Below are 21,911 nucleotides of genomic sequence, written 5' to 3'. Positions count from 1 at the left end.
GCTCACCATTTCCACTTCCCGAAGCGGCGCCGGTACCGGACGACCAGGCTGCCGCCCCGCTGCTTGCCGCGGACCTTGAAGTGCAGCCCCGGCCCGGGAATCGGCGAGGTGGGAACCCTGCGCACGTGCGGGCTGCCCGCGACGAACTCGACGTCGTCGATGTCCACGGAGGCCCCGGGCGGCAGCACCAGGCGGGTGGAGCCCAGGAAAACGTCCAGGTCGATCTCCACGACGCGGTCGGAGATGAGGGCGTCGGTGAAGTCGAGCTTCACCCCGCCTCCCTTGCCCACCACCATCAGCCGCCGGGCCACCACCCACGTCCCCTGCCGCTTCAGCGTGGCCGCCGTGGTGCGCAGCACGGCGTGCTCGGGCACCGCGACCGTCACAGGGTTGCCGGGCAGGTCGGCGAGGAACGGCTCGACCTCGCCGAACGTGCGCGCGGCCAGCGCCCCGCTCAGCCGTTGCTCGAACTCCTCCAGCGTCAACCGGCCCTCGCCGTGCGCCGCACGCAGCCTGCCGGCGACCATCTCACGGTCGGCGTCGGACATCCGCGTTTGCGGAGACCTCGGCATCAACTCTCCGCTCACGCCGCAACTCTAATGGTGCTTGCCGGTTTCGCGACATATCGACCCTGGCGGTCCGCGAACGGCCCTCGCGGCAAGGCGGTCTCAGCGGCGCTCCAGCCCGCGCACGGCGATGTCCACCTGACGCTCCAGGTCGGCGGCGGCCGGGCCGGGCAGCAGCTGGACGACCCTGACGAGCGCGAGGAACTGGTAGGCGACGTCGGCCGGGGTGACGTCAGCGGCGAGCGTGCGGTCGGCCCGCGAACGCTCGACGGCCTGCTCCCCCAGGCCGGTCATGTGGGCCAGGCACCGCGCCAGCTCCGCGTCGGACGGAGCGGTGCGCGCGAGCAGGTCGAGCATCCCGGGGTTGCGGGCGAGCCGCCGTACCGCGGAGCCGAAGAACTCCCGAAGCGCACTCGCGGCCGGCAGCCCGGGCGGCAGCTCCGACACGGCCAGGCCGCTCGGATCGGCGCCGATGATCTCTTGGAGAAGCAGCTCCTTCGTGGGGAAGTGCCGGTAGAGCGTGCCGACGCCCACGCCCGCCCGCTCGGCGACGCCGCGCATGTCGACGCTCAGGCCGTGCTCCGCGAACGCCGCCGCGGCCGCTTCGACGATCTTCGCCCGATTGGCCACGGCGTCCCGGCGCCGGGCCCGCGCATCCTCCATGCCGCGATCCTACCGATAACGGAACACACGATCCGGTTATGATGGGTGCGAGACGAACCGGAACATTGGTTCCGTTACAGATGAAAGGACCAGTAATGGGCACGATCGTGGTGACCGGGGGCACGGACGGCATGGGCGCGGCCCTGGTACGGCACTACTTACGGCAGGGCGACACGGTGGCGGCCGTCGGCCGCAGCAGGCCGAAGTTCGAGGCGCTGGTAGCCGCGCTCACCAAGGACGGCGTCCCGGACGCCGCCGAGCGAGCCCGCTTCGTCCAGGCCGACCTGTCGCTGATCGCCGAAGCCAGGCGAGTGGTGAAGGAGATCACCGCACGGCACGAACAGGTGGACGCCCTGATCCTGGCCGCCTCCTACATCCGCCAGAAGCGCCACCTCACCCCCGAGGGCCACGAAGCCTCGTGGGTGCTGTTCTTCGTCTCCAAGTACGTCCTCGTCACCGGCCTGCGCCCCCTGCTGGAGAAGGCCCCCCGCCCCGTGGTCGTCAACACCTCCGTCCCCGGCGCCAAGCCCGGCGCCATCAACTGGGACGACCTCGAACTCAGCGCGGGTTTCACCTTCTCCAGGTCGAACCGGCAACAGCGCCGAGCCAACGAACTCCTCGGCATCCTCGCGACGGAGCACTCCCCCGTCAGCTACCTCACCTGGGGCCCGAAGACCCTCGTCAAAACCAGCTTCGCCGGCGACGTCCACGGCCTGATGAAGCTGGGCAGCGTCGTCCTGACCCCGTTGCTGGGCCAGCCCGCCGACACCGCCGTCCGCCCGATAGTCACCCTCATCGCCACCCCACCCCCGGGCCGCACCGCCTACCGCGGCCCCAACCCCGTGCCCCTCATCAACGGCCCCGACGACCCCACCGACGCCCACCGCCTCGCCCGCGCCATGGCGACCTTAGGAGTCGAGTAGCGGGCCCATGACGGGCGGACGGATGAATATCGATCCGACGGCCTCACCGGCCCGGAAATGACGAATCCCGCCCGATCGAAGCGATCAGACGGGATTTCGTAACTGTTGTGGAGCTATGGGGATTCGAACCCCAGACCTCCTCCATGCCATGGAGGCGCGCTACCAACTGCGCTATAGCCCCTAGTCACCGCTCGGGGTACTCCCGTCGCGGCGCTCGGAGAGCATATAGCGACATCCCGTCGTTCACCTAATCGACGCCGGCGCTTCCCCCCGGCCGGGGATCGGGCGGCCAGGGGCCGGGAAGCGGCGTCGCGCGCGCCGCTTCCCGGTGGGGCGACCGGGTCAGGGGCGCTTGGTCTCCAGTTCCACGGTCTCCTCGACGGTGACGCCGCGGGCGCGCAGAGCGGGGTCGAGCGGGCGCAGGTAGGTCTGCTGCAAGCCCGGGACCCGGTCCTCGATGACGAAGGTGGCCCGGGTGTACACCTCGGAGCCGGGCTGCGTCACCTGCGGCACCACCTTGAAGTCGGCGGTCATCTGGTCGCGCTCGATCTTGGTGAGCACGTAGCCGCGCTGGTTGTTGTAGAACCGCAGGTGCGGGTTGATCGCCAGGTACGGGTGGGCGGCCGGGTCGGAGTCGGAGCCGTCGCCGCCGGTGCTGATCGAGGTGGCGACCAGCTCCGAGCCGACCGACGGGCCGGTCGGGTCGTCGTAGTCGAGCTTGAGGTCGCTCGCCCAGTGCGCGTGCACGTCGCCGGTGAGCACGACGGGGTTGCGCACCTTGGCGTCCAGCCACCCCTCGGTGATGCGCCGGCGGGAGGCGACGTAGCCGTCCCAGGCGTCCTGGGAGGTCACCTTGGCCGGGCCGGCGTTGTTGTCGCGCTGGGCGAAGAAGACCTGCTGACCCAGGATGTCCCACTGCGCGCGCGAGTCACGGAAGCCGTGCAGCAGCCACTTCTCCTGCGCGTCGCCGGTGATCGAGCGCGCCGGGTCGACGGCCTCCGGGCAGTCGTCGTAGCCGTCCCCGCAGCCCTGGTCGTCGCGGTACTGCCGGGTGTCGAGCATGTGGAAGGTGGCCATGCGTCCCCACTTGATGCGCCGGTAGAGCTGCATGTCGATGCCGCGCGGGATCGAGGTGCGGCGCAGCGGCATGTTCTCGTAGTAGGCGCGGAACGCGGCCTCGCGGCGCGTCAGGAAGTTCGGCTGGGGCACCTCCGGCTTCTCGGGCACCTCGTCCGCCCAGTTGTTGTCCAGCTCGTGGTCGTCCCAGACGACCAGCCACGGCGAGGCGGCGTGCGCGGCCTGCAGGTCGGGGTCGGCCTTGTACTGCGCGTGCCGCTGCCGGTAGTTGGCCAGCGTCTCGGTCTCCGGGCCCTCGTGGTCGCGGATGTTGCCGCCGGGGATGGTGTAGGTGTCCTTGGTGTACTCGTACTGGTAGTCGCCAAGGTGCAGCACCAGGTCGGCGTTCTCCTCGGCCAGGCGCCGGTAGGAGGTGAAGTAGCCGTGCTCGTACTGGGCGCAGGAGACGAACGCCATGGCCAGCGCCCCGCCGTAGTTCAGCGGGTGCGGCGCGGTGCGGCCACGGCCCAGGGGCGAGACGTAGGGGCCGACGCGGAAGCGGTACCAGTACTCGCGGTCCGCGGACAGGCCGTTCACCTCGACGTGGACGCTGTGCCCCCACTCGGGCGCGGCGACGGCCACACCCGCGCGCACCAGACGGCGGCCCCGCTCGTCGGCGTACACCTGCCAGAGCACGGGGAAGGGGCGGGCCGGCATGCCGCCCATGCCGTCCTCGGCGAGCGGCTGCTGGGCCAGGCGGGTCCAGATGACGAAGCCGGTGTGGTCGGGGTCGCCCGAGGCGACGCCGAGTGTGAACGGGTCGGTGCGCAGGCCGCGGGAGGCGAGCGTCTGCGCGGTCTCGGCGGCGGGGTCGGGCGCGGGCGCGGCGAGGGCGGTACCCGAGGTGGCGGCGACGGCGCCCGCGGCCAGGCCGGTCACGAGGAATGATCGTCGATCGAGGTGGGGCACGACAGCTCCCTAGGCGATCAAGGGTGAGGGACGCCCGGTAGCCTGACCCACGATCATGACTCCCCGGTGAACTCCACCCATCCCCCAAAAGGCGACATCCACCACCTTCACCCCCCACCCCGAAACTTTTCTCCCCACTTCCCCCAAAGCCCCCGCAGGGCCACATAAGGCTCCCCGAAGGGACACCGCCCCTCGTCGCGGACCCTAAAAGATCACCGTAACGTCTCCCGGCCCCCGGATCCGTGACCAACCCTCCCCGGGCGGGATAAACGCGCAACCGCCCTTGAATGGCCCTCGCTCCGCTCGGACTGTGCCTAGTCAACCGGTAGCCGCTTCACCCCTGCGGATGGCCGAAAGGACCCTATTCACTCGCGGCGGCCCACCTGCGCAGGCTCAGCGCAGGCGCCCGCTCTTGATCCCGGCGACGAATGACCGCCACTTCCCCAGGCTGAAGCTTGCGCAGGTCGGCCGTATCGATCAGCTACCGAAGCTGCTGGCCCATCACCCGCCGCGCCTCCCACCTGACGACGTACGGCGGCTTCATCCATGATCGCCCAGAGCCTGAGCGGCTGATCAGATGAGAGAAGTCGTCGGCGTTCCATGCGTGCTTGAACACGGCTGTCCACCTCGTCTCGATCAGCCTCCGGCCACACCCCTTTTGATGACCGCCCGGTGCTCGTGGTCGGCGAGCTTCTCGGCAACGCGATCTCGCACGGGACGCCTCCGATTCGGCTCCCGTTGTGGAGCACGCCGGTGATCTGTGAAGACCGTGTGGGCCGGTGGGCGGTTTGCCGGGTGGGGTCCGGCGTCGTGAGGACGGACGAGCGGCCGGGGGCGGGCGGGTGGGGTGGGGGGGTGAGTCAGTAGCCTTCGGTGGTGAGGCGCATTCTTGTCGTGGGGATCAGCGGGGCCGGGAAGACGACCATGGGCCGGGCTCTCTCGGGGCGGCTTGAGCTGCCCTTTTATGAAATGGATGCGCTTCACTTCATCGGGCCGGAGTGGGCGACCAACCCTGATCTGCGGCGGCAGGTGACGGAGATCGCGGCCACTCCCGGGTGGATCTTCGACTCGCTCGGGTACCCCGAAGTGCGGGACGTGCTGTGGACGCACGCCGACACCGTGGTCTGGCTCGACTACTCCAAAAGCGTGATCATGCCGCGCATCCTGCGGCGGTCGCTGCGCCGGACGCTGAGACGCGAGCGGATCTTCGGCGGCAACGTCGAGACGTTGTCCGACTGGCTCCGCAAGGACCACCCGGCCCGGTGGGCCTGGACAGAGCACGGCGCCCGCCGCACCGAGATCGGCCGGCGCGTCCACGACCCTCGCTTCGCCCCGCTCGACGTCGTACGCCTCACCTCTCCGCAGGAGGCGGACGACTGGCTGCGCGCCATGTGAGACGGCCGCCTGAGAACCACCCGCGAGGACGTCGTGACGCCCGCCGGCGACTCCGCGCCGCCAGGCGGGCGAAGCTTCGACAGCCACGGCCCGAGCGAGGCGAGCACCATTTCAGGACGACTTCCACGCCCACGGGACCAGGTCAGCTCGGGACGGGGGGTTCAGGTGGGGGGCTCGCCCGGGTGTAGCGGTGTTTCACCCCTCGGGGGAAGTAGGCGGGGTCGCCGGTCGGGAGGAGGACGATCTGCGGGGTCTGGTGCTCCTCGGGGACGTAGTGGGCGAACTCGCTGTTGAGGCGGCGGAGCTGGGTGCGGATGGAGTCGGCGGCGCGGCGCTCGCGGGTGGGGCCGGGGCTCTCGCCGGGGGCCAGTTCGACCGTCACCCGCAGGCGGCGGTTCCGGTCGTCGTCCTCGACCACCTCCAGGACGAACTTCCCGGTCGTCCAGCCGCTGACCTCGGGCTGCTCCAGCCCCACGGTGACGTTCTCGGGGAAGACGTTGGCGCCGAAGAACGAGACGGTGAAGTGCGACCGGCCGAAGACGTACACGAAGGGAAGCTCCGGGGCGTCGCCGGTCTCCGCCAGCGGGTCGAAGCCGCGGGCCGCGCAGAAGTCGAGCATCTCCCGGTACCCGATCACGCCGCCCTGGTCGGCGATGTGGTAGCGCACCAGCGGCACCGCGCCGTCGCCGGAGAACAGCAGCGTGCCGTCGCGGGTCTCGAAGAACCGGCTGCGGGGGTCGTACTGCACCAGCGTGGGCAGTCGTGACTCGCCGAACAGCTCCTGCGCGGCGGCCGGGGCGCCGGCCAGGAAGCGGCGGACGCCGATGCTCAGCGGGGTCTCGTTGCCCAGCACCCCGGCGTCGGCCGTGCCGTACAGCGACGCGGTGTCGTAGGCGGGCCGCCGCATGCCCGTGCGGGCCGCCACCAGATCGCGCCAGTCCTCGCTGAAGACCTCCCCCGCCATCACCATCTTCACGTCCATGGACGGCCAGTCGACGCCGCGCGCCATGCCGGTGTCCACGACGTCCTTGAGGAACGGCGGGTAGCCCAGCAGCACCGTCTGCTCGAACGACGGCGCCAGCTCCGGCACCACCCGCAGGATCTCCTCCTTGTCGTTGCCCGGCGCCACGACGGTGAGCGGGTAGCCCTTGGCGGCCACGTTGCGGCAGCAGGCGGCCGTGTACAGGCCGCCCACCCACGTGCCGAGCGGGAAGCACACGACGGCCAGCGTGCTGCGCCGGTCGGCGCCGAAGCTGTCGTGGAAGATCTGCTCGAACCGCGCGGTGAGCCGCAGCTCGTCGAGCACCGAGCGCGGCCAGTAGGACGGGCGCCCGGTGGAGCCCGACGAGACGGCGATCATGTCGGAGAAGTCCACCCGGCCGCCGCGGCACCGGTCGGCCAGCGGGTACGGCCCGTGGTAGTCCTCCTTGGTCATCAAAGGCAGCCGCCGGAAGTCGGCGATGGTCGCGACCTTGCCGGGGTCGACGCCGTGACGGCGCAGGAAGTCCTGATAGGCGGGGACCGACGCGGCGGTGCTGTGGAACAGCTCCAGCACCGCCTGCTCGGCCGCCCCGGGGCCGACCGGAGGCGGGGTCGCGGACCGCTTGAAGTACGCGGTCAAGCCGGCCAGAACGTGATCCATCCGCGCGGTGTCCACACCCCATTATCGCCATCCGCGGACGCCGTCGCCCGTCGTGGCGTCCCGTCGCGTCCACCGTTCGAAGAACTGCTGAGAAGCCGTCCCGGCGGTTCCGCCGGCGGCGGAGGACCGGAACGCGGGCGCCGGAACGTGAAAACCTGTTGTCGTTCACCGGAAAGACGGAGCGCACATGACCTCTGGCGACAAAGGCACGTTGAGGATCGTCTTCACCGCGCAAGATCTCGCCCGTACCCGCGTCGCGGCCAGAGCCGACCTGACGTGGGAGATGGTGGGAAGCCTGCACCGTCTTCAGATCCGCGACGGCGGCGCGGTCATGACCCGCTGGCGGCGACGGGCCCGCGCCGACCTCGCCGCGGCCGGCCTGCTGAACGACGTACGGTCGACGCTGATCCCGCTCGCGCCACGAGGGCCGTACTTCCCCGACTTCCTGACCCCCATCGAGGCCCAGGCGGGCCACGAGCAGGCCCTCCAGGCGCTGTCGCACACCCCGCGCGTGCGGGTGCGCCACGAGATGGAGCTGCTGCGCGCCAGAGCCGGCCTGCCGACCTCCTCGCTGGAGGACCTCGCGCGAGGCGACGAGCGGTCGATACGGCGGCTGGAGCGCGTCGCGGCCGGCTACTGCCAGACGGTGCTGTCCCCGCACTGGCCCGAGGTCGACCGCGTGCTCGCCCAGGAGCGCGGCCTCCTGCTGCGTCACCTCGCCACGGGCGGCATCGAGCGCATGCTCTCGCACCTGGAGCCGGTGATGCGCTGGCGGCCCCCCGTGCTGGAGGTCGACTACGTCGCGGGACGCCACGAGCTCAGCCTGCGCGGGCGGGGGCTGACGCTCATCCCCTCCTACTTCTGCCGGATGACGCCGGTCGCGCTGGTCGACCAGCGGCTGCCGCCCGTGCTGGTCTACCCGGCCGCCCACCACGTCTCGCCGGCGGTCGCCGCGGGCGACCCGCTGGCGGCCCTGGTGGGCCGCACCCGCGCGGAGATCCTGCACCGCATCGCGGCGACCTCCGGATGCACCACCAGCGAGCTGGCCCGGCTGGCGGAGGTCCCGCTGGCGACGGCGAGCGAGCACACCCGGGTGCTGCGCCAGGCGGGGCTGGTCGCCAGCACCCGGCAGGCCAACCAGATGCTCCACCAGGTGACGGAGCTGGGCGAGGGCCTCATCGGCCGGCGCTCGAGCGTCCCGGGCGAAGACGTCTGAGCCCGGCCGCCGCGGAGAAGCCGGGAAAACGGCTCACATGCGTGTTTCGGGCACCGCCGAAACTGCTTTACCGGCCACGCACCACCACCGGAGTATTCGGGAGGGGACGGCCCCCACGGCTCGCCGAGGGGTGCCGCATCAGGGATGGGAAGTGATGAGGATGCCGGGGGGCATCAGGTCATCGCGCGTCCGGCGATCGGGAGCCCATTCCCGCGGCCACCGTGCTCGAAGTCCGGACTCCGTCGTCCGCCGCCAGGAAGGGCCAGTGGTGCCGCGCCGCTGGGCCTTGACGCACCACGGGGGCGGTGGCGGCCGGCTCTTCGGAGCACCGGCTCGAGCACGACAACCGGGTCTGCACCCGCTGACCTGCGGCTTCTACGGAAGTCGCAGGTCAGCGGCGTCTGCGCCGGACCTCGCCCACGATGTCAGGTGGCGGCCGGGGCCGACTCGGGCCGGTCGTCGCTGTTGACCGGCTCGGGCAGCGTGCCCGCGTTGTGCTCCACCAGCCGCCAGCCCTTGCGGCCCTCGTGCAGCACCGACCACGAGCAGTTGCCGAGCCCGCCCAGCGAGGACCACAGCTCCACGGGAAGACCCAGCAGGCGGGCGATGCCCAGCCGGCTCGCCGCGCCGTGCGAGGCGATGACCAGCAGGCCGTTGTCCTCCACCTGGTCGACCCAGCGACGCGTGGCCACCGCGACCCGGTCGGCGACGTCGGTCACGGCCTCCCCGCCCGGGGCCTCCCACTCGGCGTACTGGACCGGCCACCCGGCGGCGATCTCCGCGCGGGTCAGCCCCTCCCACTCGCCGCCGCCGCGCTCGCGCAGATCCTTGTCGACCCGCACGTCCAGGCCGACGAGGTCGGCCAGCGCCCTGGCGGTGTCGTTGGCCCGGCGCAGGTGCGAGGAGACGATCAAGGACGGGCGCAGCGACGCCAGCAGCGAGGCGGCCCGGGCGGCCTGCGCCACCCCGGTCTCGTCCAGCGGGATGTCGGTGTGCCCCTGGAAACGCTGCTCGACGTTCCAGAGTGTCTGGCCGTGGCGCCAGAAGACGACGCGACGGCCGCCGCGCTGCGCCTCACTCACCTGCCGTCCCGCGGGCCCGCTGGGCTCGGACGTGCGTGACGCTGTCCGGAAGCGAGATGGCGGGACAGTCCTTCCACAGCCGTTCGAGGGCGTAGAACGTGCGGTCCTCCTCGTGCTGGACGTGGACGACGATGTCCATGTAGTCGAGCAGCACCCAGCGGCCTTCGCGCTCCCCCTCGCGGCGGACCGGCTTGGCGTCGGTCTCGACGCGCACCCTCTCCTCGATCTCGTCGACGATGGCGCGGACCTGACGGTCGTTGGAGGCGGAGCAGAGCAGGAAGGCGTCGGTGATGACGAGCTGCTCGCTCACGTCGTAGGCGATGATGTCGTCGGCCAGCTTGTCGGCGGCCGCCTCTGCGGCGACCTGCACGAGCTGGAGCGATCTCTCCGATGCGGTCACGATGGGACTTGTTCCTCCTGTGAGGGGTACGAGGCCGGCTCTTCCCATTATCAGGGTGCCCGGTAAAGACCTCGCTTGTTGATGTACTGGACAATCCCGTCGGGGACGAGATACCAGATGGGCTCCCCGGCGGCCACGCGGTCGCGGCACTCGGAGGAGGAGATGGCAAGCGCCGGAATCTCGATGAGGCTGACCTTTCCCTCCGGGAGCCCGGGGTCGCGCAGTGTGTGACCGGGACGGGTACAGCCTACGAAATGCGCCATGGTGAACAACTCGTCGACGTCACGCCAGCTCAATATCTGGGCCAAGGCGTCGGCTCCGGTGATGAAGTAGAGCTCGACCTCCTGCTCGTAGAGCCCCGCGATCTCCCTGAGCGTGTCGATCGTGAACGTCGGCCCCGGGCGGTCCACGTCGACCCGGCTCACCGAGAACCGCGGGTTGGACGCGGTGGCGATGACCGTCATCAGATAGCGGTCCTCCACCGCCGACACGACCTTGTCGGCCTTCTGCCACGGGTGCCCGGTGGGCACGAAGAGGACCTCGTCGAGGGCGAAGTGGTGCGCGACCTCGCTCGCCGCCACGAGGTGGCCGTGGTGGATCGGGTCGAAGGTGCCGCCCATGATGCCGAGCCGCCTGGTTCGGGACCCATTGCTCATGCGAGGGACACTAACGCGCGCCGCCCGCACAGCGCCGAACCACCCCCTCGTCAAGCGGGTGAAATCCATTCCTCTCCGACGTCCGCAAGGGACGCGCGCGGGCATCCGCCCCGACGTAGCATGCCGACCATGACCACCACCACTCCGGACCGCAACCGTGTCCAGCTCCCCGGCATCAGCTCGCGCGCCTACGAACATCCGGCCGACCGGACGGCCCTGGTCGCGATGCGTTCCCTGTCGGGCTTCGACTCGGTTCTCAAGCAGATGTCGGGCCTCTTCAGCGAGCGCCGCCTGCGGCTGATGTTCCTCGGCTCCGCCGTGCGCGCCAGCGAGACCCAGTTCCGCGCCCTGTACGACATGGGCCGCGACAGCGCCTACCTTCTCGACCTGCACCGCATCCCGGAGATCTACGTCCAGCAGGACCCACGGCCCAACGCCATGGCGGTCGGCTTCGACGACCCGTTCATCGTGATCAACACCGGGCTGCTCGACCTCATGGACGAGGAGGAGCTGCGGTTCGTCGTCGGGCACGAGACGTCGCACATCCTGTCCGGGCACGCGGTGTACGGCACGATGCTGGCGATCCTCACCCGCCTCGCCACCAGGGTGGCGTGGATCCCGCTGGGCTACATCGGCCTGCGGATCATCGTCACGGCGCTGGAGGAGTGGCACCGCAAGGCCGAGCTGTCCGCCGACCGCGGCGGCATGCTCTGCGGCCAGGACCCCGACGCGGCGATGCGCGCGCTGATGAAGCTGGCCGGCGGGTCGCGCCTGCACGAGATGAACATCGAGGCGTTCCTCGACCAGGCCCGCGAGTACGACACCGCCGGCGACGTCCGCGACGGCCTGCTGAAGGTGCTCAACCTCCTCGGCAGCACCCACCCGTTCGCGGTGATCCGGGTGGCCGAGCTCGACAGGTGGCGGCGCAACGGCGAGTACCAGGCGATCCTGGCCGGCAACTACCCCCGCCGCGAGGACGACGCCGACGCCAAGATCTCCGAGGAGGTCAAGGCCGCCGCGCGTTCGTACCGCGAGTCGTGGGCCCAGTCGCAGGACCCCTTCATCGGCGTGCTGCGTGACGTCGCCGAGGGAGCCGTCAACGCCGGGGAGCGCATCTTCAACCGGTTCGCCCGCAGAGACGGCAACTGACGCCCGCACCGGCCACGCTCCGCCCGACCCGCCGCCGCGGCCGGCGGCCGGGAGGCGACGTCCGGGGCCGGTGAGCGTTCGGCGACGCGGTCTCACGGACGTCGTCCGCGATCACAGGGCGTGCGGGATCACCCAGGCCAGGACACGGACGGCGGCGGCGCACAGCGCCACGAAGCCGCCGAGCACCGACAGGGCGCGCAGGCCTTCCCGTCGAAGGTCGGGAACGTGGCCGCCGACGCGTTCGATCTCCCTGCCGACGATGGCGCCGCAGATGACGCCGAACGCCACCCCGGCCACCGTCATGGGGCCGGCCTGGGCCCACCAGCCGTCGTCGATCCGCCCTCCGGCCGCCGCCCAGAACGCCGAGGCGGCGACGGCGGCCGCCGGCACCCCCGGCCACGCCGCCGCGCTGAGGGCGGAGCCGGCGAGCACCAGCGGGAACGACGCCACGCGCACGACCCCGCGCACCCGGGCCGACCGGCGGTTCCTGACCAGCCAGTGCCCGCTCCACCAGGCACGGGCCAGCACGCAGAACGCCGCGGTGATCCCGAACGTGGCGAGCGGCCAGATCACCGACGCCACGACGCAGGGCACCGCGACCATGGCCAGCACGATCAGCACCGCGCTTCCCGGCGGCACGTGGCCGGAGCCCTGCGCCGCCTCGGCGGCCGGCACGGCCTCCTTCTCGGCCGTCCGGGGACGCCTCTGCCGGTCGTCCGGGCCCGTGGCGCGGCCCGCCGGCTCGGCGCTCCCCCGGCGGGTCCGCACGCGCTCGGCGGCGGCGGTCGCCGCCGCCCGGGGAGCCCGGCCGCCGGGCGGGTCCACCGCCTTGCGGGCCACCGGCGACGCCGCCACCGGCTTGCGCGTCCCCGGGGGCACGGAGTCGGCACCGGATCTACGCGCGCCCGGGGGCGTGGAGTCGGCTCCCGGTTTGCGCGCGCCCGGGGGCAGGGAGTCCGCGCCCGCTTTGCGCCCGCCCGGTGGGGTGGAGTCCGCCCCGGGTCTGCGCCCGCCCGGTGGCGCGGAGTCCGCGCCCGGCTTGCGCCCGCCCGGTGGGGTGGAGTCGGCCTCGGGCGCCGGCGGCTCGCCCGCCCGCGCCCGCGCGGCCTCCCCCGGCGTCTCCTCGCCTCGGCCGCGGCCCGGCGAGGGCTCGTCCGCGGGCTTGCCGGCGCGGGGCCGGCGACCGGCGGCGGTCGCCTGAACGGCGCCCCCGGCGGAGCCCGTCCCCGGCGCGGTGGCCCTGGCCAGGCGGGACAGGCGGTCGGCCAGCAGGGCGGCGGTCGGGCGCTTGGACGGCTCCCGGTTCAGGGCGGCCCTGATCAGCGGGAGCAGCGCCCCGGGAACCCCCTTGAGGTCCGCCCGCCCGTTGAGGACCGCGTACATCTGCGCCTCGGCCGTGCCCCGGCCGAACGTCGGGCGCCCGGTGGCCGCGAACGCGACCGTGGCCGCCCACGAGTGGACGTCCGACGGCTCGCCGACGACCTCGTCGGCGAACACCTCGGGCGCCGAGTAGCCGGGCGTGCCGAGGAAGGTGCCGGTCATCGTCAGACGGGTGGCGTCGGCGACCTGCGCGATGCCGAAGTCGATGAGGACGGGGCCGTCCGGGCCCAGCACCACGTTGGCCGGTTTGACGTCACGGTGCACCACCCCGGCCGCGTGGATGATCGCCACCGCGGTGGCGAGCCCACGGGCGAGGTCGATCAACGCGGGGTTGGGCAGCGGCCCGCCGCGCCGCACGGCGTCCAGGAGCGTCTCGCCCTCGATGTACTCCATGACGAGGTAGGGGCGGTCGCCGGAGAGATCGGCGTCCAGCACGCGGGCGACATAGGGGCTCTCGACCCGGCGCAGCGCCCGTACCTCGCGCTCCAGCCGTAATCGCGCCTCGGGGTCGTCCCCGATGGCGTCGCGGAGCATCTTGACGGCGACCTGCTCCCCGCGCCGGCTGACGCCGAGGTACACCTCGCCCATACCACCCCGGCCGAGGCGCTCCGCCATGGTGTAGGGGCCGACTCTCCCAAGCCCGCCCGCTCGCCGTCCACCCATAGGAGACGCCACCATAGCGGCGAACCGCCCAGGAGGGGCGACGGCGCGCCGGGACACTTTGGCAGGGTTCTTGCCGGGACGGCGGCCGGCACGGCGGCACGGCGGCGCCTAGGTGGGGCCGGGGCCTTCCCCGAGCACGTCGAGCCCCACACCGGGACCGGCCGGGATGACCTTCCTGCCGGTGCGCCGCCAGTTGAGGTGGCCGCGGGCCTCCAGCCAGAGCATCAGCCGGTCGGTCGCGACGAGGAGGGCGATCACGTAACCGAAGGCGAAGAGCAGCTGCATGGACACCAGTGAATCGCCTCGGCCCGCCACGCACACGGAGCGACACGCCGGACACGGCGCGTCACGCGGGCCCGCTCACAGGAGGGGGGCGGGCGCGTCGCCAAGGCGGGTCAGCGCGCCGAACCCTGGGCGATCACGGTGCCGGTGGAGGTGCGCAGGTGGCCCTCCCCGGTGTACACCCACTTGGTGGAGGTCAGCTCGGGCAGCCCCATGGGCCCGCGGGCGTGCAGCTTCTGCGTGGAGATGCCGATCTCGGCGCCGAAGCCGAACTCGCCGCCGTCGGTGAACCGGGTGGAGGCGTTCACGGCGACGGCCGCCGAGTCGACCAGCGCCACGAACCGCCGGGCCGCGACCACCGACCTCGTGACGATCGCCTCGGTGTGCGCCGAGCCGTACCGCCGGATGTGCGCGACCGCGTCCTCCAGCGAGCCGACGACGGCGGCCGCGATGTCCAGCGACAGGTACTCCTCGCCGAAGTCGGCGTCGGTGGCGGGAAGCACGGAGACGCCCGCGCCCTCGGCGTAGGAGGCCACCCGCTCGTCGCCGTGCACGGTGACGCCCTCGCGGGCGAGCCGGGCCAGCGCCGCGGGCACGAACGTGTCGGCGACGTCGGCGTGGACCAGCAGCGTCTCGGCCGCGTTGCACACCGAGGGCCGCTGGACCTTGGCGTTGACCAGGATCTCCATGGCCAGGTCGAGGTCGGCGTCGGCGTCCACGTACACGTGGCAGTTGCCGACGCCCGTCTCGATCACCGGGACCGTCGACTCCTCCACGACCGAGTTGATCAAGGAGGCGCCGCCGCGCGGGATCAGGACGTCGACCAGCCCGCGGGCCCGCATCAGGTGCTTGACCGACTCACGGGTGGTGCCTGGCACGAGCTGCACGGCGTCGGCGGGGACCTCGGTGCCGGCCAGGGCGTCCTGCATGACGCGCACCAGCGCGGTGTTGGACCGGTAGGCGCTGGAGGAGCCGCGCAGCAGCACGGCGTTGCCGCTCTTGAGGCACAGCGCGGCGGCGTCGACCGTGACGTTGGGACGGCCCTCGTAGATGATGCCGGCCACGCCCAGCGGCACCCGGATCTGGCGCAGTTCGAGGCCGTTGGGCAGCGTGCCGCCCCGGACGACCTCCCCGACGGGGTCGGGCAGGCCGGCGACCTGGCGGACCGCGGCGGCGACGGCCGCGACCCGCGCCTCGTCCAGGCGCAGGCGGTCGACCATCGTCTCGGCCGTGCCGACCCGGCGCGCGGCCTCGACGTCGAGGGCGTTGGCCTCGACGATCTCGGCGGCGCGTTCCACCAGGGCGTCGGCCACGGCGTGCAGCGCGGTGTCCTTGGCGGCGCGCGGCAGGGGCGCCAGTTCGGCGGCCGCGTCCTTGGCGGCGCGGGCGACCTTCAAGAAGTCATCGGCCTCAGACATGCCTCATGCTCCTGCTCTCGGTGGTGGGCTCCAGTATGACGATGTCGTCGCGGTGGATCAGCTCGCGCTCGTACTCCGGGCCGAGGGCGGTGGCCAGCTCCCTGGTGGAGCGGCCGAGCAGCCCGGGGATCTCGGTCGCGTCGTAGTTCACCAGCCCTCGCGCCACGGCCGTGCCGAGCGGGCCGCACAGGTCGACGGGGTCGCCGGCGGTGAAGTCGCCCTCCACCCGCGTCACCCCCGCGGGCAGCAGCGACTTGCGGCGGCCCACGACGGCCTCGACCGCCCCGGCGTCCAGGTGCAGGCGCCCCCTGCCGGTGGTGGCGTGGGCCAGCCACAGCAGGCGGGTGCCCGGGTGGCGGCCGTCCGGCTGGAAGTAGGTGCCGACGTCGGCGCCGGCGAGCGCCTGCGCGGCGTGCGCGGCGGCGGTGAGCACGACCGGCACCCCGGCGCCGGTGGCGATGCGCGCGGCCTCCACCTTGGTGATCATTCCGCCGGTGCCGACGCGCCCGGACGACCTGCCCAGCTCGACGCCGTCCAGGTCGCCCGGCCCGGTGACGACCGGGATGCGGCTGGCGCCGGGCTGGCGCGGGTCGCCGTCGTACAGGGCGTCGACGTCGGACAGCAGCACCAGCGCGTCCGCGTGGATCAGGTGGGCGACCAGGGCCGCCAGGCGGTCGTTGTCGCCGAACCGGATCTCGTCGGTGGCGACGGTGTCGTTCTCGTTGACGACCGGGACGATGCCGAGCTCCAGCAGCCGCGCCAGCGTGCGCTGGGCGTTGCGGTGGTGGGAGCGGCGCATCATGTCGTCGGCGGTCAGCAGCACCTGGCCGACGCGCAGCCCGTACCGGGCGAAGGAGGAGGTGTAGCGGGCGACCAGCACTCCCTGGCCCACCGACGCGGCGGCCTGCTGGGTGGCGAGATCACGCGGACGCGCGGCGAGCCCGAGCGGGCCCAGGCCTGCGGCGATCGCCCCGGAGGAGACCAGCACGATCTGCGTGCCGGTGCCGCGCCGGGCCGCCAGCACGTCGACCAGGGCGTCCACCCGGTCGACGTCGATCACTCCCGCGGGGGTGGTGAGCGATGACGAGCCCACCTTCACGACCAGGCGTGAAGCGGCGGTCACCCGCTCCCGGCCGGGGTTGTCCACGTCCACACCTCTCGCTCGGCGTTGCTGGTCCCTGCTGTCGCCCCGCGTACCGGCCGGCCCGCTACATCAGGCGGTCGTCCTGGCCGCGCGGGCCCTGGGTGGCCTCGGCGTTCAACGTCGGGCGCCAGTCGAAGACGTAGCCGCCCTGCATGGAGCCGATGACGACCTCGGCGCCGTCGGTGGCGCCCGCCTCGGTGAGCGCCTTCTCGATGCCGATCCGCTCCAGGCGGTCGGCGAGGTAGCCGACGGCCTCGTCGTTGGTGAAGTCGGTCTGCCTGATCCAGCGCTCGGGCTTCTCACCGGTCACCTGGTAGGTGTTCTCCTGCACGCGCCGCACCTGGAAGTCGGCCTCGCCGATCGCCCGGGGGCGGATGACCAGGCGGGTCGGCTCCTCGACCGGCTTGGCCGCGCGGGCGGCCGACACCATCTCGGCCATCGCGAAGGACAGCTCACGCAGGCCCTCGTGGGTGGCGGCGGAGATCGTGAAGACCCGCATGCCGTGCTCTTCCAGCATCGGCGTGACCATCTCGGCCAGCTCGCGCGCCTCGGGGACGTCGGCCTTGTTGAGCACGGCGAGGCGCGGGCGGTCGTCCAGCTCGCCGTAGGCGGCGAGCTCGGATTCGATCACCGAGAAGTCGGTCAGCGGGTCGCGGCCGGGCTCGATCGTGGCGCAGTCGACCACGTGCACGATCGTGGTGCAGCGCTCGACGTGGCGCAGGAACTCGTGACCGAGCCCCCGCCCCTGGGAGGCCCCCGGGATCAGGCCCGGCACGTCGGCGACGGTGAACACCGTCTCACCTGCCGTGACCACCCCGAGGTTGGGCACCAGCGTGGTGAACGGGTAGTCGGCGATCTTGGGCCGGGCGGCGCTGAGCGCGGCGATCAGCGACGACTTGCCGGCGTTCGGGAAGCCCACGAGCGCGACGTCCGCGACCGTCTTCAGCTCGAGCACGACCTCCAGCTCGTCGCCCTCCTCGCCGAGCAGCGCGAAGCCGGGCGCCTTGCGCTTGGCCGAGGCCAGCGCGGCGTTGCCCAGCCCGCCGTGGCCGCCCTGGGCCGCGACGTACCGCGTGCCGGCGCCCACCAGGTCGACGAGGACCTCGCCGGTCTTGGCGTCCTTCACCACGGTGCCGTTGGGCACCTTGAGCAGGATGTCCTCGCCGGTGGCGCCGTCGCGGTTGGAGCCCATGCCCTGCTTGCCGTTGGCCGCCTTGCGGTGCGGCCGGTGGTGGTAGTCGAGCAGGGTGGAGGTGTTGGGGTCGACCTCCAGCAGGACGTCGCCCCCGCGCCCGCCGTTGCCGCCGTCCGGGCCGCCGAGCGGCTTGAACTTCTCGCGATGGACGGACGCGCAGCCGTTGCCCCCGTTGCCCGCCTTGATATACAGGACCACGCGGTCCACGAACTCGGCCACGGTCGACTCCCTCTCACCGGCGCGGGCCTTGCGCCCCCGCCACATCACCGCCGCGTCCTTGGCCGGACGGGCGGCGCCCCTGCACGACGATGAGGCGGATCGACAGGTCGATCCGCCTCATCAACGTTCTGGCCGGGCCGCGCCCGCGCGGTTCCCCACGCGGGCCGACGGCCCTGTTCTCGCGCCGGCGGATCTACTCCGCGGCGGGAACGATGCTCACGGCGCGGCGGCCGCGCTTGTTGCCGAACTGCACGTGGCCCGCGACCAGCGCGAACAGCGTGTCGTCGCCGCCACGGCCGACGTTGTCACCCGGGTGGAAGTGGGTGCCGCGCTGGCGAAGGATGATCTCGCCGGCGTTCACGAGCTGGCCGCCGAAACGCTTGACCCCGAGCCGCTGGGCATTGGAGTCACGGCCGTTCCGAGTGGATGAGGCGCCCTTCTTGTGTGCCATTTTCCGCTCCCACTACTTCCCGGGGTTGATGCCGGTGACCTTCACCTGGGTGTACCGCTGGCGGTGCCCCTGGCGCTTCTTGTAACCGGTCTTGTTCTTGTACTTGAGGATGTGGATCTTGGGACCCTTGGTCTCGCCGAGGATCTCGGCGGTCACCTGGTACTTGCCAAGCGTGGCAGCGTCAGTGGTGACGTCGCCGTCGTTGACGACGAGCACCGGCGCCAGCGACACCGTGGCGCCTACCTCACCGGCGACCTTGTCCACCTCGAGGACGTCACCGACGGAGACCTTCTGCTGCCTGCCGCCGCAACGAACGATCGCGTACACCGCGGAACCCTTCTTCTGGCTTGATTGCTCTGGATGCTGCGCCTCTCGCATCCAGCTCCCGTCGATACACGACAGGCGAACCGGGTAGGCGCGCGAAGCCAGGCGCGCCTCCGGACGCACCGATTGACTAGGATACCGGAACTTCGGTGCCCTGGTCGAACCGGAAGGCGCGCCGGGTCGCCGGCCTACTCGGCCGGCCCCGCAGGTCTGGTGGCCTTCCGGGTACGCCGCCGCCCGCGCGCGGGCGGCGAAGTCGTGCTGGCGTCGTCGTCCGGCGAGCCGCCGAGAGCGCCGGTGACGCTCTCGCGCCCCCCGTTCGCCTCGCCGTTCGCCGCCACCGCGACGCTGTCCTTGAGGATGCGCTCGGCGGCCTTCTCGAGCTTCTCGGCCACCGCCTTCTCCACCGCCATCTTGCCCTGCGTGCCACGCGGCTCGGGCTTCGCCTCGACCGGCTCGGCCGAGACGATCAGCCCGCGCCCGTTGCAGCAGTCACACGGGGTGGAGAACGCCTCCAGCAGGCCCTGACCGACGCGCTTGCGCGTCATCTGGACCAGCCCGAGGGAGGTGACCTCGGCGACCTGGTGCTTGGTGCGGTCGCGCGCCAGGCATTCCAGCATGCGCCGCAGCACCAGGTCGCGGTTGCTCTCCAGGACCATGTCGATGAAGTCGACGACGATGATGCCACCGATGTCGCGCAACCGGAGCTGGCGGACGATCTCCTCCGCGGCCTCCAGGTTGTTCTTGGTGACCGTCTCCTCCAGGTTGCCGCCCTGGCCGGTGAACTTGCCGGTGTTGACGTCGACGACGGTCATCGCCTCGGTGCGGTCGATCACCAGGGAGCCGCCGCTCGGCAGCCACACCTTGCGCTCCATCGCCTTGGCGATCTGCTCGTCGATGCGGTACGCCGCGAAGACGTCGCCGTCCTCCCACTTGGTGAGGCGGTCGGCCAGGTGCGGCGCGACGTACCGGACGTACTCGTCGAGGGTGCCCCACACGTCGTCCCCCGCGACCACCAGCGACGCGAAGTCCTCGTTGAAGACGTCGCGCACCACGCGGATGGTCAGGTCGGGCTCGGAGTACAGCAGCTCGGGCGGGCTGGCCGACTTGGCCTTGCGGTTGATGGCCTCCCACTGCGCCGACAGCCGGGCGACGTCGCGGCTGAGCTCCTCCTCGGAGGCGCCCTCGGCGGCGGTGCGCACGATCACGCCGGCGTTCTCGGGCATGACCTTCTTCAGGATGCTCTTGAGCCGGCTGCGCTCCTTGTCGGGCAGCTTGCGACTGATGCCGGTCATGGACCCGTCGGGCACGTAGACCAGGTAACGGCCGGGCAGGCTGATCTGGCTGGTCAGCCGGGCGCCCTTGTGGCCCATGGGGTCCTTGGTGACCTGCACCAGCACCGACTGGCCCGACTTCAGCGCGACCTCGATGCGCTTGGGCTGGCCCTCCAGCCCGGCGGTGTCGAAGTTGACCTCGCCGGCGTACAGGACGGCGTTGCGGCCCTTGCCGACGTCGATGAACGCGGCCTCCATCGACGGCAGGACGTTCTGCACCTTGCCGAGGTAGACGTTGCCGACGTAGGACTGGCTGGCCTCGCGGTCGACGTAGTGCTCGACGAGCACGCCGTCCTCCATGACCGCGATCTGCGTGCGGCCGCCCTGGCGGCGCACCACCATGACCCGCTCGACCGACTCGCGGCGGGCCAGGAACTCCGACTCGGTGATCACCGGGGGACGGCGCCGGCCCTGCTCGCGGCCCTCGCGGCGGCGCTGCTTCTTGGCCTCCAGGCGGGTGGAGCCGCGGAAGCCCTGCACCTCGTCGACCGAGGTGGGACGCCCGGCGCGCGGCGCGCGGATGCGCACGACGGTGTTCGGCGGGTCGTCCGCGATCACCTCGGAGTCCTCGCCGCCCCTGCGCCGGCGCCTGCGGCGGCGGCGCGAGCCCGAACCGCCGTCCTCTTCTTCTTCCTCCTCGGCCTGCGGCTCCGCGCGGCGGTCGGAGCGGCGCTCGGCCTCGTCGTCGCGGGACCCCTGCTCGGGCTGGTCGCTCTCGGCGGCCTCGTCGTCGGCGTCCTCGGAGCCCTCGGCCTCGTCGTGCTCGCGGCCCTTGCCGCGTCCGCGGCCACCGCGGCGACGGCGGCGGCGACGGCCGCTCGCGTCGTCCTGGTCGTCATCGTCGTCCGCGGACGCCTCGTCGGCGGCGTCCTCGATCTCCTCGGGCGGCGCCTCGTCCTCGACGGGCCGCACGGGCGCGGGCGGCGCCGGCGGGACCACGGCGCGCGGCTCGGGCGCCTGGAAGATCGGCTGGAACACCGCGGCCGGGGACTGGAAGGTGACGGCGGGAGGCGCGGTCACGCGCTCGGCGGTCGTCGCCGACAGGCCGAACGGGTCGGCGAACAGGGTGGTGGGGGCCTGCGGCTCCTCCACGATGTCCTCACCGGCGGGCTCGTCGTCCAGCGGCTCCTCTTCGGGCAGCACCTCGGCCACGGCGTCGGCCACCGCGGCCTCCACGAGGCTGCCGGCGCTGGAGCGTTCCCCGGAGGACGTGGCGCCCCCGGGCGTCCCGGCGTGAGACGCTCCGGCCGTGTGGGCGGCGGCGGCCGCCTCGGCCAGGCCCGCCACCTGGGCGGCCTCCGGGATCACCGCGGTCTCGGGCGTTTCGGCCGCCACGGCCGGCGGAGCCTCGGCGGCCTTCCTGGTGCGGCGCCGCTTCACCGGGGCCGCCTCGGCCTCGACGACTTCGACGACCTCCTCCGGCTGGACGGCGGCCTTCTTCGCACGGGTGCGCCGCGGCGCCGCGGGCGCGTCGGGGTCCTTGGCGGCCGCCCGGCGTCGCGGTGCGCGCTTCACCGGCGCCTCCGCCTCGACCGGCTCGGCGACCGCACCGGTCTCGACGACGGGCGCGGCCTCACCGGGCGCGGCGGGCGCCTCGGGCGCGGGCCGAGAGGTCAGGAGCGCGGAGCCGGCGTCCTCCGGCGGGGGCCCCGCCGGGCGGCTGGCGGCTCGTCGCCGCGTGGCCGGCCGGGTCGGCGGCTGTGCTGTTGTATCCCCATCAGGGCCGTCGGCCCCGACGATGGGCTCGTTGTCGAGCATGCGGGCGTTCTCCCGTCAGCTCCCGG

At 72.4% G+C, this 21,911-nt stretch carries 20 protein-coding genes and 1 tRNA gene; 4 read left to right on the top strand and 17 right to left on the bottom strand.

Annotated elements, in window-relative coordinates:
* Nucleotides 1–2 precede the first annotated feature (2 nt).
* Entirely contained in the window at nucleotides 3–587 is a 585-nt protein-coding gene (locus tag PYR91_RS22195; protein WP_279782403.1) for a DUF1707 domain-containing protein, read from the bottom strand.
* A gap of 81 nt (nucleotides 588–668) precedes the next feature.
* Nucleotides 669–1,229: a helix-turn-helix domain containing protein gene (locus PYR91_RS22190; protein ID WP_279782401.1), complete on the bottom strand. Its 561-nt coding sequence runs from the start codon at nucleotides 1,227–1,229 to the stop codon at nucleotides 669–671.
* 95 nt (nucleotides 1,230–1,324) lie between these two features.
* Here PYR91_RS22190 and PYR91_RS22185 point away from each other — a divergent pair, with 95 nt between their 5' ends.
* A complete protein-coding gene (locus PYR91_RS22185; RefSeq protein ID WP_279782399.1) occupies nucleotides 1,325–2,152 on the top strand; it encodes an SDR family NAD(P)-dependent oxidoreductase in 828 nt (275 codons plus the stop codon).
* 108 nt (nucleotides 2,153–2,260) lie between these two features.
* Here the strand turns inward: PYR91_RS22185 and PYR91_RS22180 are convergent.
* From PYR91_RS22180 to PYR91_RS22170, 3 genes are all read right to left on the bottom strand, one after another.
* Nucleotides 2,261–2,333, bottom strand: a tRNA-Ala gene (locus PYR91_RS22180).
* Between the two features lie 161 nt (nucleotides 2,334–2,494).
* On the bottom strand, nucleotides 2,495–4,147 hold the full coding sequence (locus PYR91_RS22175) for an alkaline phosphatase D family protein (RefSeq protein ID WP_347943386.1): 1,653 nt from the start codon (nucleotides 4,145–4,147) through the stop codon (nucleotides 2,495–2,497).
* Nucleotides 4,148–4,542: 395 nt separating this feature from the next.
* Nucleotides 4,543–4,779 carry a Scr1 family TA system antitoxin-like transcriptional regulator gene (locus tag PYR91_RS22170; protein ID WP_279782855.1) on the bottom strand — a complete coding sequence of 79 codons (237 nt, stop codon included), beginning with the start codon at nucleotides 4,777–4,779 and terminating at the stop codon, nucleotides 4,543–4,545.
* Nucleotides 4,780–5,050: 271 nt separating this feature from the next.
* Between PYR91_RS22170 and PYR91_RS22165 the strand changes: the two genes are divergently transcribed.
* Nucleotides 5,051–5,572 (top strand): AAA family ATPase, encoded by a 522-nt coding sequence (locus PYR91_RS22165; RefSeq protein WP_347943385.1) that lies wholly within the window; start codon nucleotides 5,051–5,053, stop codon nucleotides 5,570–5,572.
* 142 nt (nucleotides 5,573–5,714) lie between these two features.
* Here PYR91_RS22165 and PYR91_RS22160 read toward each other — a convergent pair whose 3' ends face one another.
* On the bottom strand, nucleotides 5,715–7,214 hold the full coding sequence (locus PYR91_RS22160; RefSeq protein ID WP_279782395.1) for a phenylacetate--CoA ligase family protein: 1,500 nt from the start codon (nucleotides 7,212–7,214) through the stop codon (nucleotides 5,715–5,717).
* Between the two features lie 187 nt (nucleotides 7,215–7,401).
* On the opposite strand from PYR91_RS22160, the gene PYR91_RS22155 reads away from it, so the two are divergent.
* Entirely contained in the window at nucleotides 7,402–8,430 is a 1,029-nt protein-coding gene (locus PYR91_RS22155; RefSeq protein ID WP_279782393.1) for a helix-turn-helix domain-containing protein, read from the top strand.
* Nucleotides 8,431–8,855: 425 nt separating this feature from the next.
* On the opposite strand, the gene PYR91_RS22150 is transcribed toward PYR91_RS22155, so the two are convergent.
* Genes PYR91_RS22150 through nadD form a run of 3 tightly spaced genes read right to left on the bottom strand, consistent with a single transcriptional unit; the run spans nucleotide 8,856 to nucleotide 10,568 of the window.
* Nucleotides 8,856–9,512: a histidine phosphatase family protein gene (locus PYR91_RS22150; RefSeq protein WP_279782391.1), complete on the bottom strand. Its 657-nt coding sequence runs from the start codon at nucleotides 9,510–9,512 to the stop codon at nucleotides 8,856–8,858.
* Nucleotides 9,505–9,912 (bottom strand): ribosome silencing factor, encoded by a 408-nt coding sequence (gene rsfS, locus PYR91_RS22145; protein WP_279782389.1) that lies wholly within the window; start codon nucleotides 9,910–9,912, stop codon nucleotides 9,505–9,507. The genes PYR91_RS22150 and rsfS overlap by 8 nt, the downstream gene beginning before the upstream one ends.
* Before the next feature lie 50 nt (nucleotides 9,913–9,962).
* Nucleotides 9,963–10,568, bottom strand: a complete 606-nt coding sequence (gene nadD / locus PYR91_RS22140) for a nicotinate-nucleotide adenylyltransferase (protein WP_279782387.1) — start codon at nucleotides 10,566–10,568, stop codon at nucleotides 9,963–9,965.
* Nucleotides 10,569–10,697: 129 nt separating this feature from the next.
* On the opposite strand from nadD, the gene PYR91_RS22135 reads away from it, so the two are divergent.
* Nucleotides 10,698–11,717: a M48 family metallopeptidase gene (locus PYR91_RS22135; protein ID WP_279782385.1), complete on the top strand. Its 1,020-nt coding sequence runs from the start codon at nucleotides 10,698–10,700 to the stop codon at nucleotides 11,715–11,717.
* Between the two features lie 111 nt (nucleotides 11,718–11,828).
* On the opposite strand, the gene PYR91_RS22130 is transcribed toward PYR91_RS22135, so the two are convergent.
* From PYR91_RS22130 to PYR91_RS22095, 8 genes are all read right to left on the bottom strand, one after another.
* Nucleotides 11,829–13,712, bottom strand: a complete 1,884-nt coding sequence (locus tag PYR91_RS22130) for a serine/threonine-protein kinase (RefSeq protein ID WP_279782383.1) — start codon at nucleotides 13,710–13,712, stop codon at nucleotides 11,829–11,831.
* Nucleotides 13,713–13,868: 156 nt separating this feature from the next.
* Nucleotides 13,869–14,045 carry a hypothetical protein gene (locus tag PYR91_RS22125; RefSeq protein ID WP_279782382.1) on the bottom strand — a complete coding sequence of 59 codons (177 nt, stop codon included), beginning with the start codon at nucleotides 14,043–14,045 and terminating at the stop codon, nucleotides 13,869–13,871.
* Nucleotides 14,046–14,155: 110 nt separating this feature from the next.
* The gene (locus PYR91_RS22120) at nucleotides 14,156–15,460 is read right to left on the bottom strand and encodes a glutamate-5-semialdehyde dehydrogenase (protein ID WP_279782381.1); all 1,305 of its coding nucleotides are present in this window, start codon (nucleotides 15,458–15,460) and stop codon (nucleotides 14,156–14,158) included.
* Entirely contained in the window at nucleotides 15,453–16,607 is a 1,155-nt protein-coding gene (gene proB / locus PYR91_RS22115) for a glutamate 5-kinase (RefSeq protein WP_279782379.1), read from the bottom strand. Before proB ends, PYR91_RS22120 begins: the two co-directional genes overlap by 8 nt.
* 61 nt (nucleotides 16,608–16,668) lie before the next feature.
* On the bottom strand, nucleotides 16,669–18,018 hold the full coding sequence (obgE, locus tag PYR91_RS22110) for a GTPase ObgE (RefSeq protein ID WP_279782377.1): 1,350 nt from the start codon (nucleotides 18,016–18,018) through the stop codon (nucleotides 16,669–16,671).
* 193 nt (nucleotides 18,019–18,211) lie between these two features.
* A complete protein-coding gene (rpmA, locus tag PYR91_RS22105; RefSeq protein ID WP_279782376.1) occupies nucleotides 18,212–18,469 on the bottom strand; it encodes a 50S ribosomal protein L27 in 258 nt (85 codons plus the stop codon).
* 12 nt (nucleotides 18,470–18,481) lie between these two features.
* Nucleotides 18,482–18,796 carry a 50S ribosomal protein L21 gene (gene rplU, locus PYR91_RS22100; protein ID WP_279782374.1) on the bottom strand — a complete coding sequence of 105 codons (315 nt, stop codon included), beginning with the start codon at nucleotides 18,794–18,796 and terminating at the stop codon, nucleotides 18,482–18,484.
* 185 nt (nucleotides 18,797–18,981) lie between these two features.
* Nucleotides 18,982–21,885 (bottom strand): Rne/Rng family ribonuclease, encoded by a 2,904-nt coding sequence (locus tag PYR91_RS22095; RefSeq protein ID WP_279782372.1) that lies wholly within the window; start codon nucleotides 21,883–21,885, stop codon nucleotides 18,982–18,984.
* Nucleotides 21,886–21,911: the final 26 nt, after the last annotated feature.

The organism is Sphaerisporangium sp. TRM90804 (assembly GCF_029846175.1).
Lineage (GTDB): Bacteria > Actinomycetota > Actinomycetes > Streptosporangiales > Streptosporangiaceae > Sphaerisporangium.
This window is presented reverse-complemented; position numbering and strand designations above follow the sequence as displayed.

Coding starts and splice junctions, on each gene's coding strand:
- PYR91_RS22190 (WP_279782401.1), bottom strand. CDS start 1,229: ATGGAGGATGCGCGGGCCCGGCGCCGGGACGCCGTGGCCAATCGGGCG.
- PYR91_RS22185 (WP_279782399.1), top strand. CDS start 1,325: ATGGGCACGATCGTGGTGACCGGGGGCACGGACGGCATGGGCGCGGCC.
- PYR91_RS22170 (WP_279782855.1), bottom strand. CDS start 4,779: ATGGAACGCCGACGACTTCTCTCATCTGATCAGCCGCTCAGGCTCTGG.
- PYR91_RS22160 (WP_279782395.1), bottom strand. CDS start 7,214: ATGGATCACGTTCTGGCCGGCTTGACCGCGTACTTCAAGCGGTCCGCG.
- PYR91_RS22155 (WP_279782393.1), top strand. CDS start 7,402: ATGACCTCTGGCGACAAAGGCACGTTGAGGATCGTCTTCACCGCGCAA.
- nadD (WP_279782387.1), bottom strand. CDS start 10,568: ATGAGCAATGGGTCCCGAACCAGGCGGCTCGGCATCATGGGCGGCACC.
- PYR91_RS22135 (WP_279782385.1), top strand. CDS start 10,698: ATGACCACCACCACTCCGGACCGCAACCGTGTCCAGCTCCCCGGCATC.
- PYR91_RS22130 (WP_279782383.1), bottom strand. CDS start 13,712: ATGGCGGAGCGCCTCGGCCGGGGTGGTATGGGCGAGGTGTACCTCGGC.
- PYR91_RS22125 (WP_279782382.1), bottom strand. CDS start 14,045: ATGCAGCTGCTCTTCGCCTTCGGTTACGTGATCGCCCTCCTCGTCGCG.
- PYR91_RS22120 (WP_279782381.1), bottom strand. CDS start 15,460: ATGTCTGAGGCCGATGACTTCTTGAAGGTCGCCCGCGCCGCCAAGGAC.
- rpmA (WP_279782376.1), bottom strand. CDS start 18,469: ATGGCACACAAGAAGGGCGCCTCATCCACTCGGAACGGCCGTGACTCC.
- PYR91_RS22095 (WP_279782372.1), bottom strand. CDS start 21,885: ATGCTCGACAACGAGCCCATCGTCGGGGCCGACGGCCCTGATGGGGAT.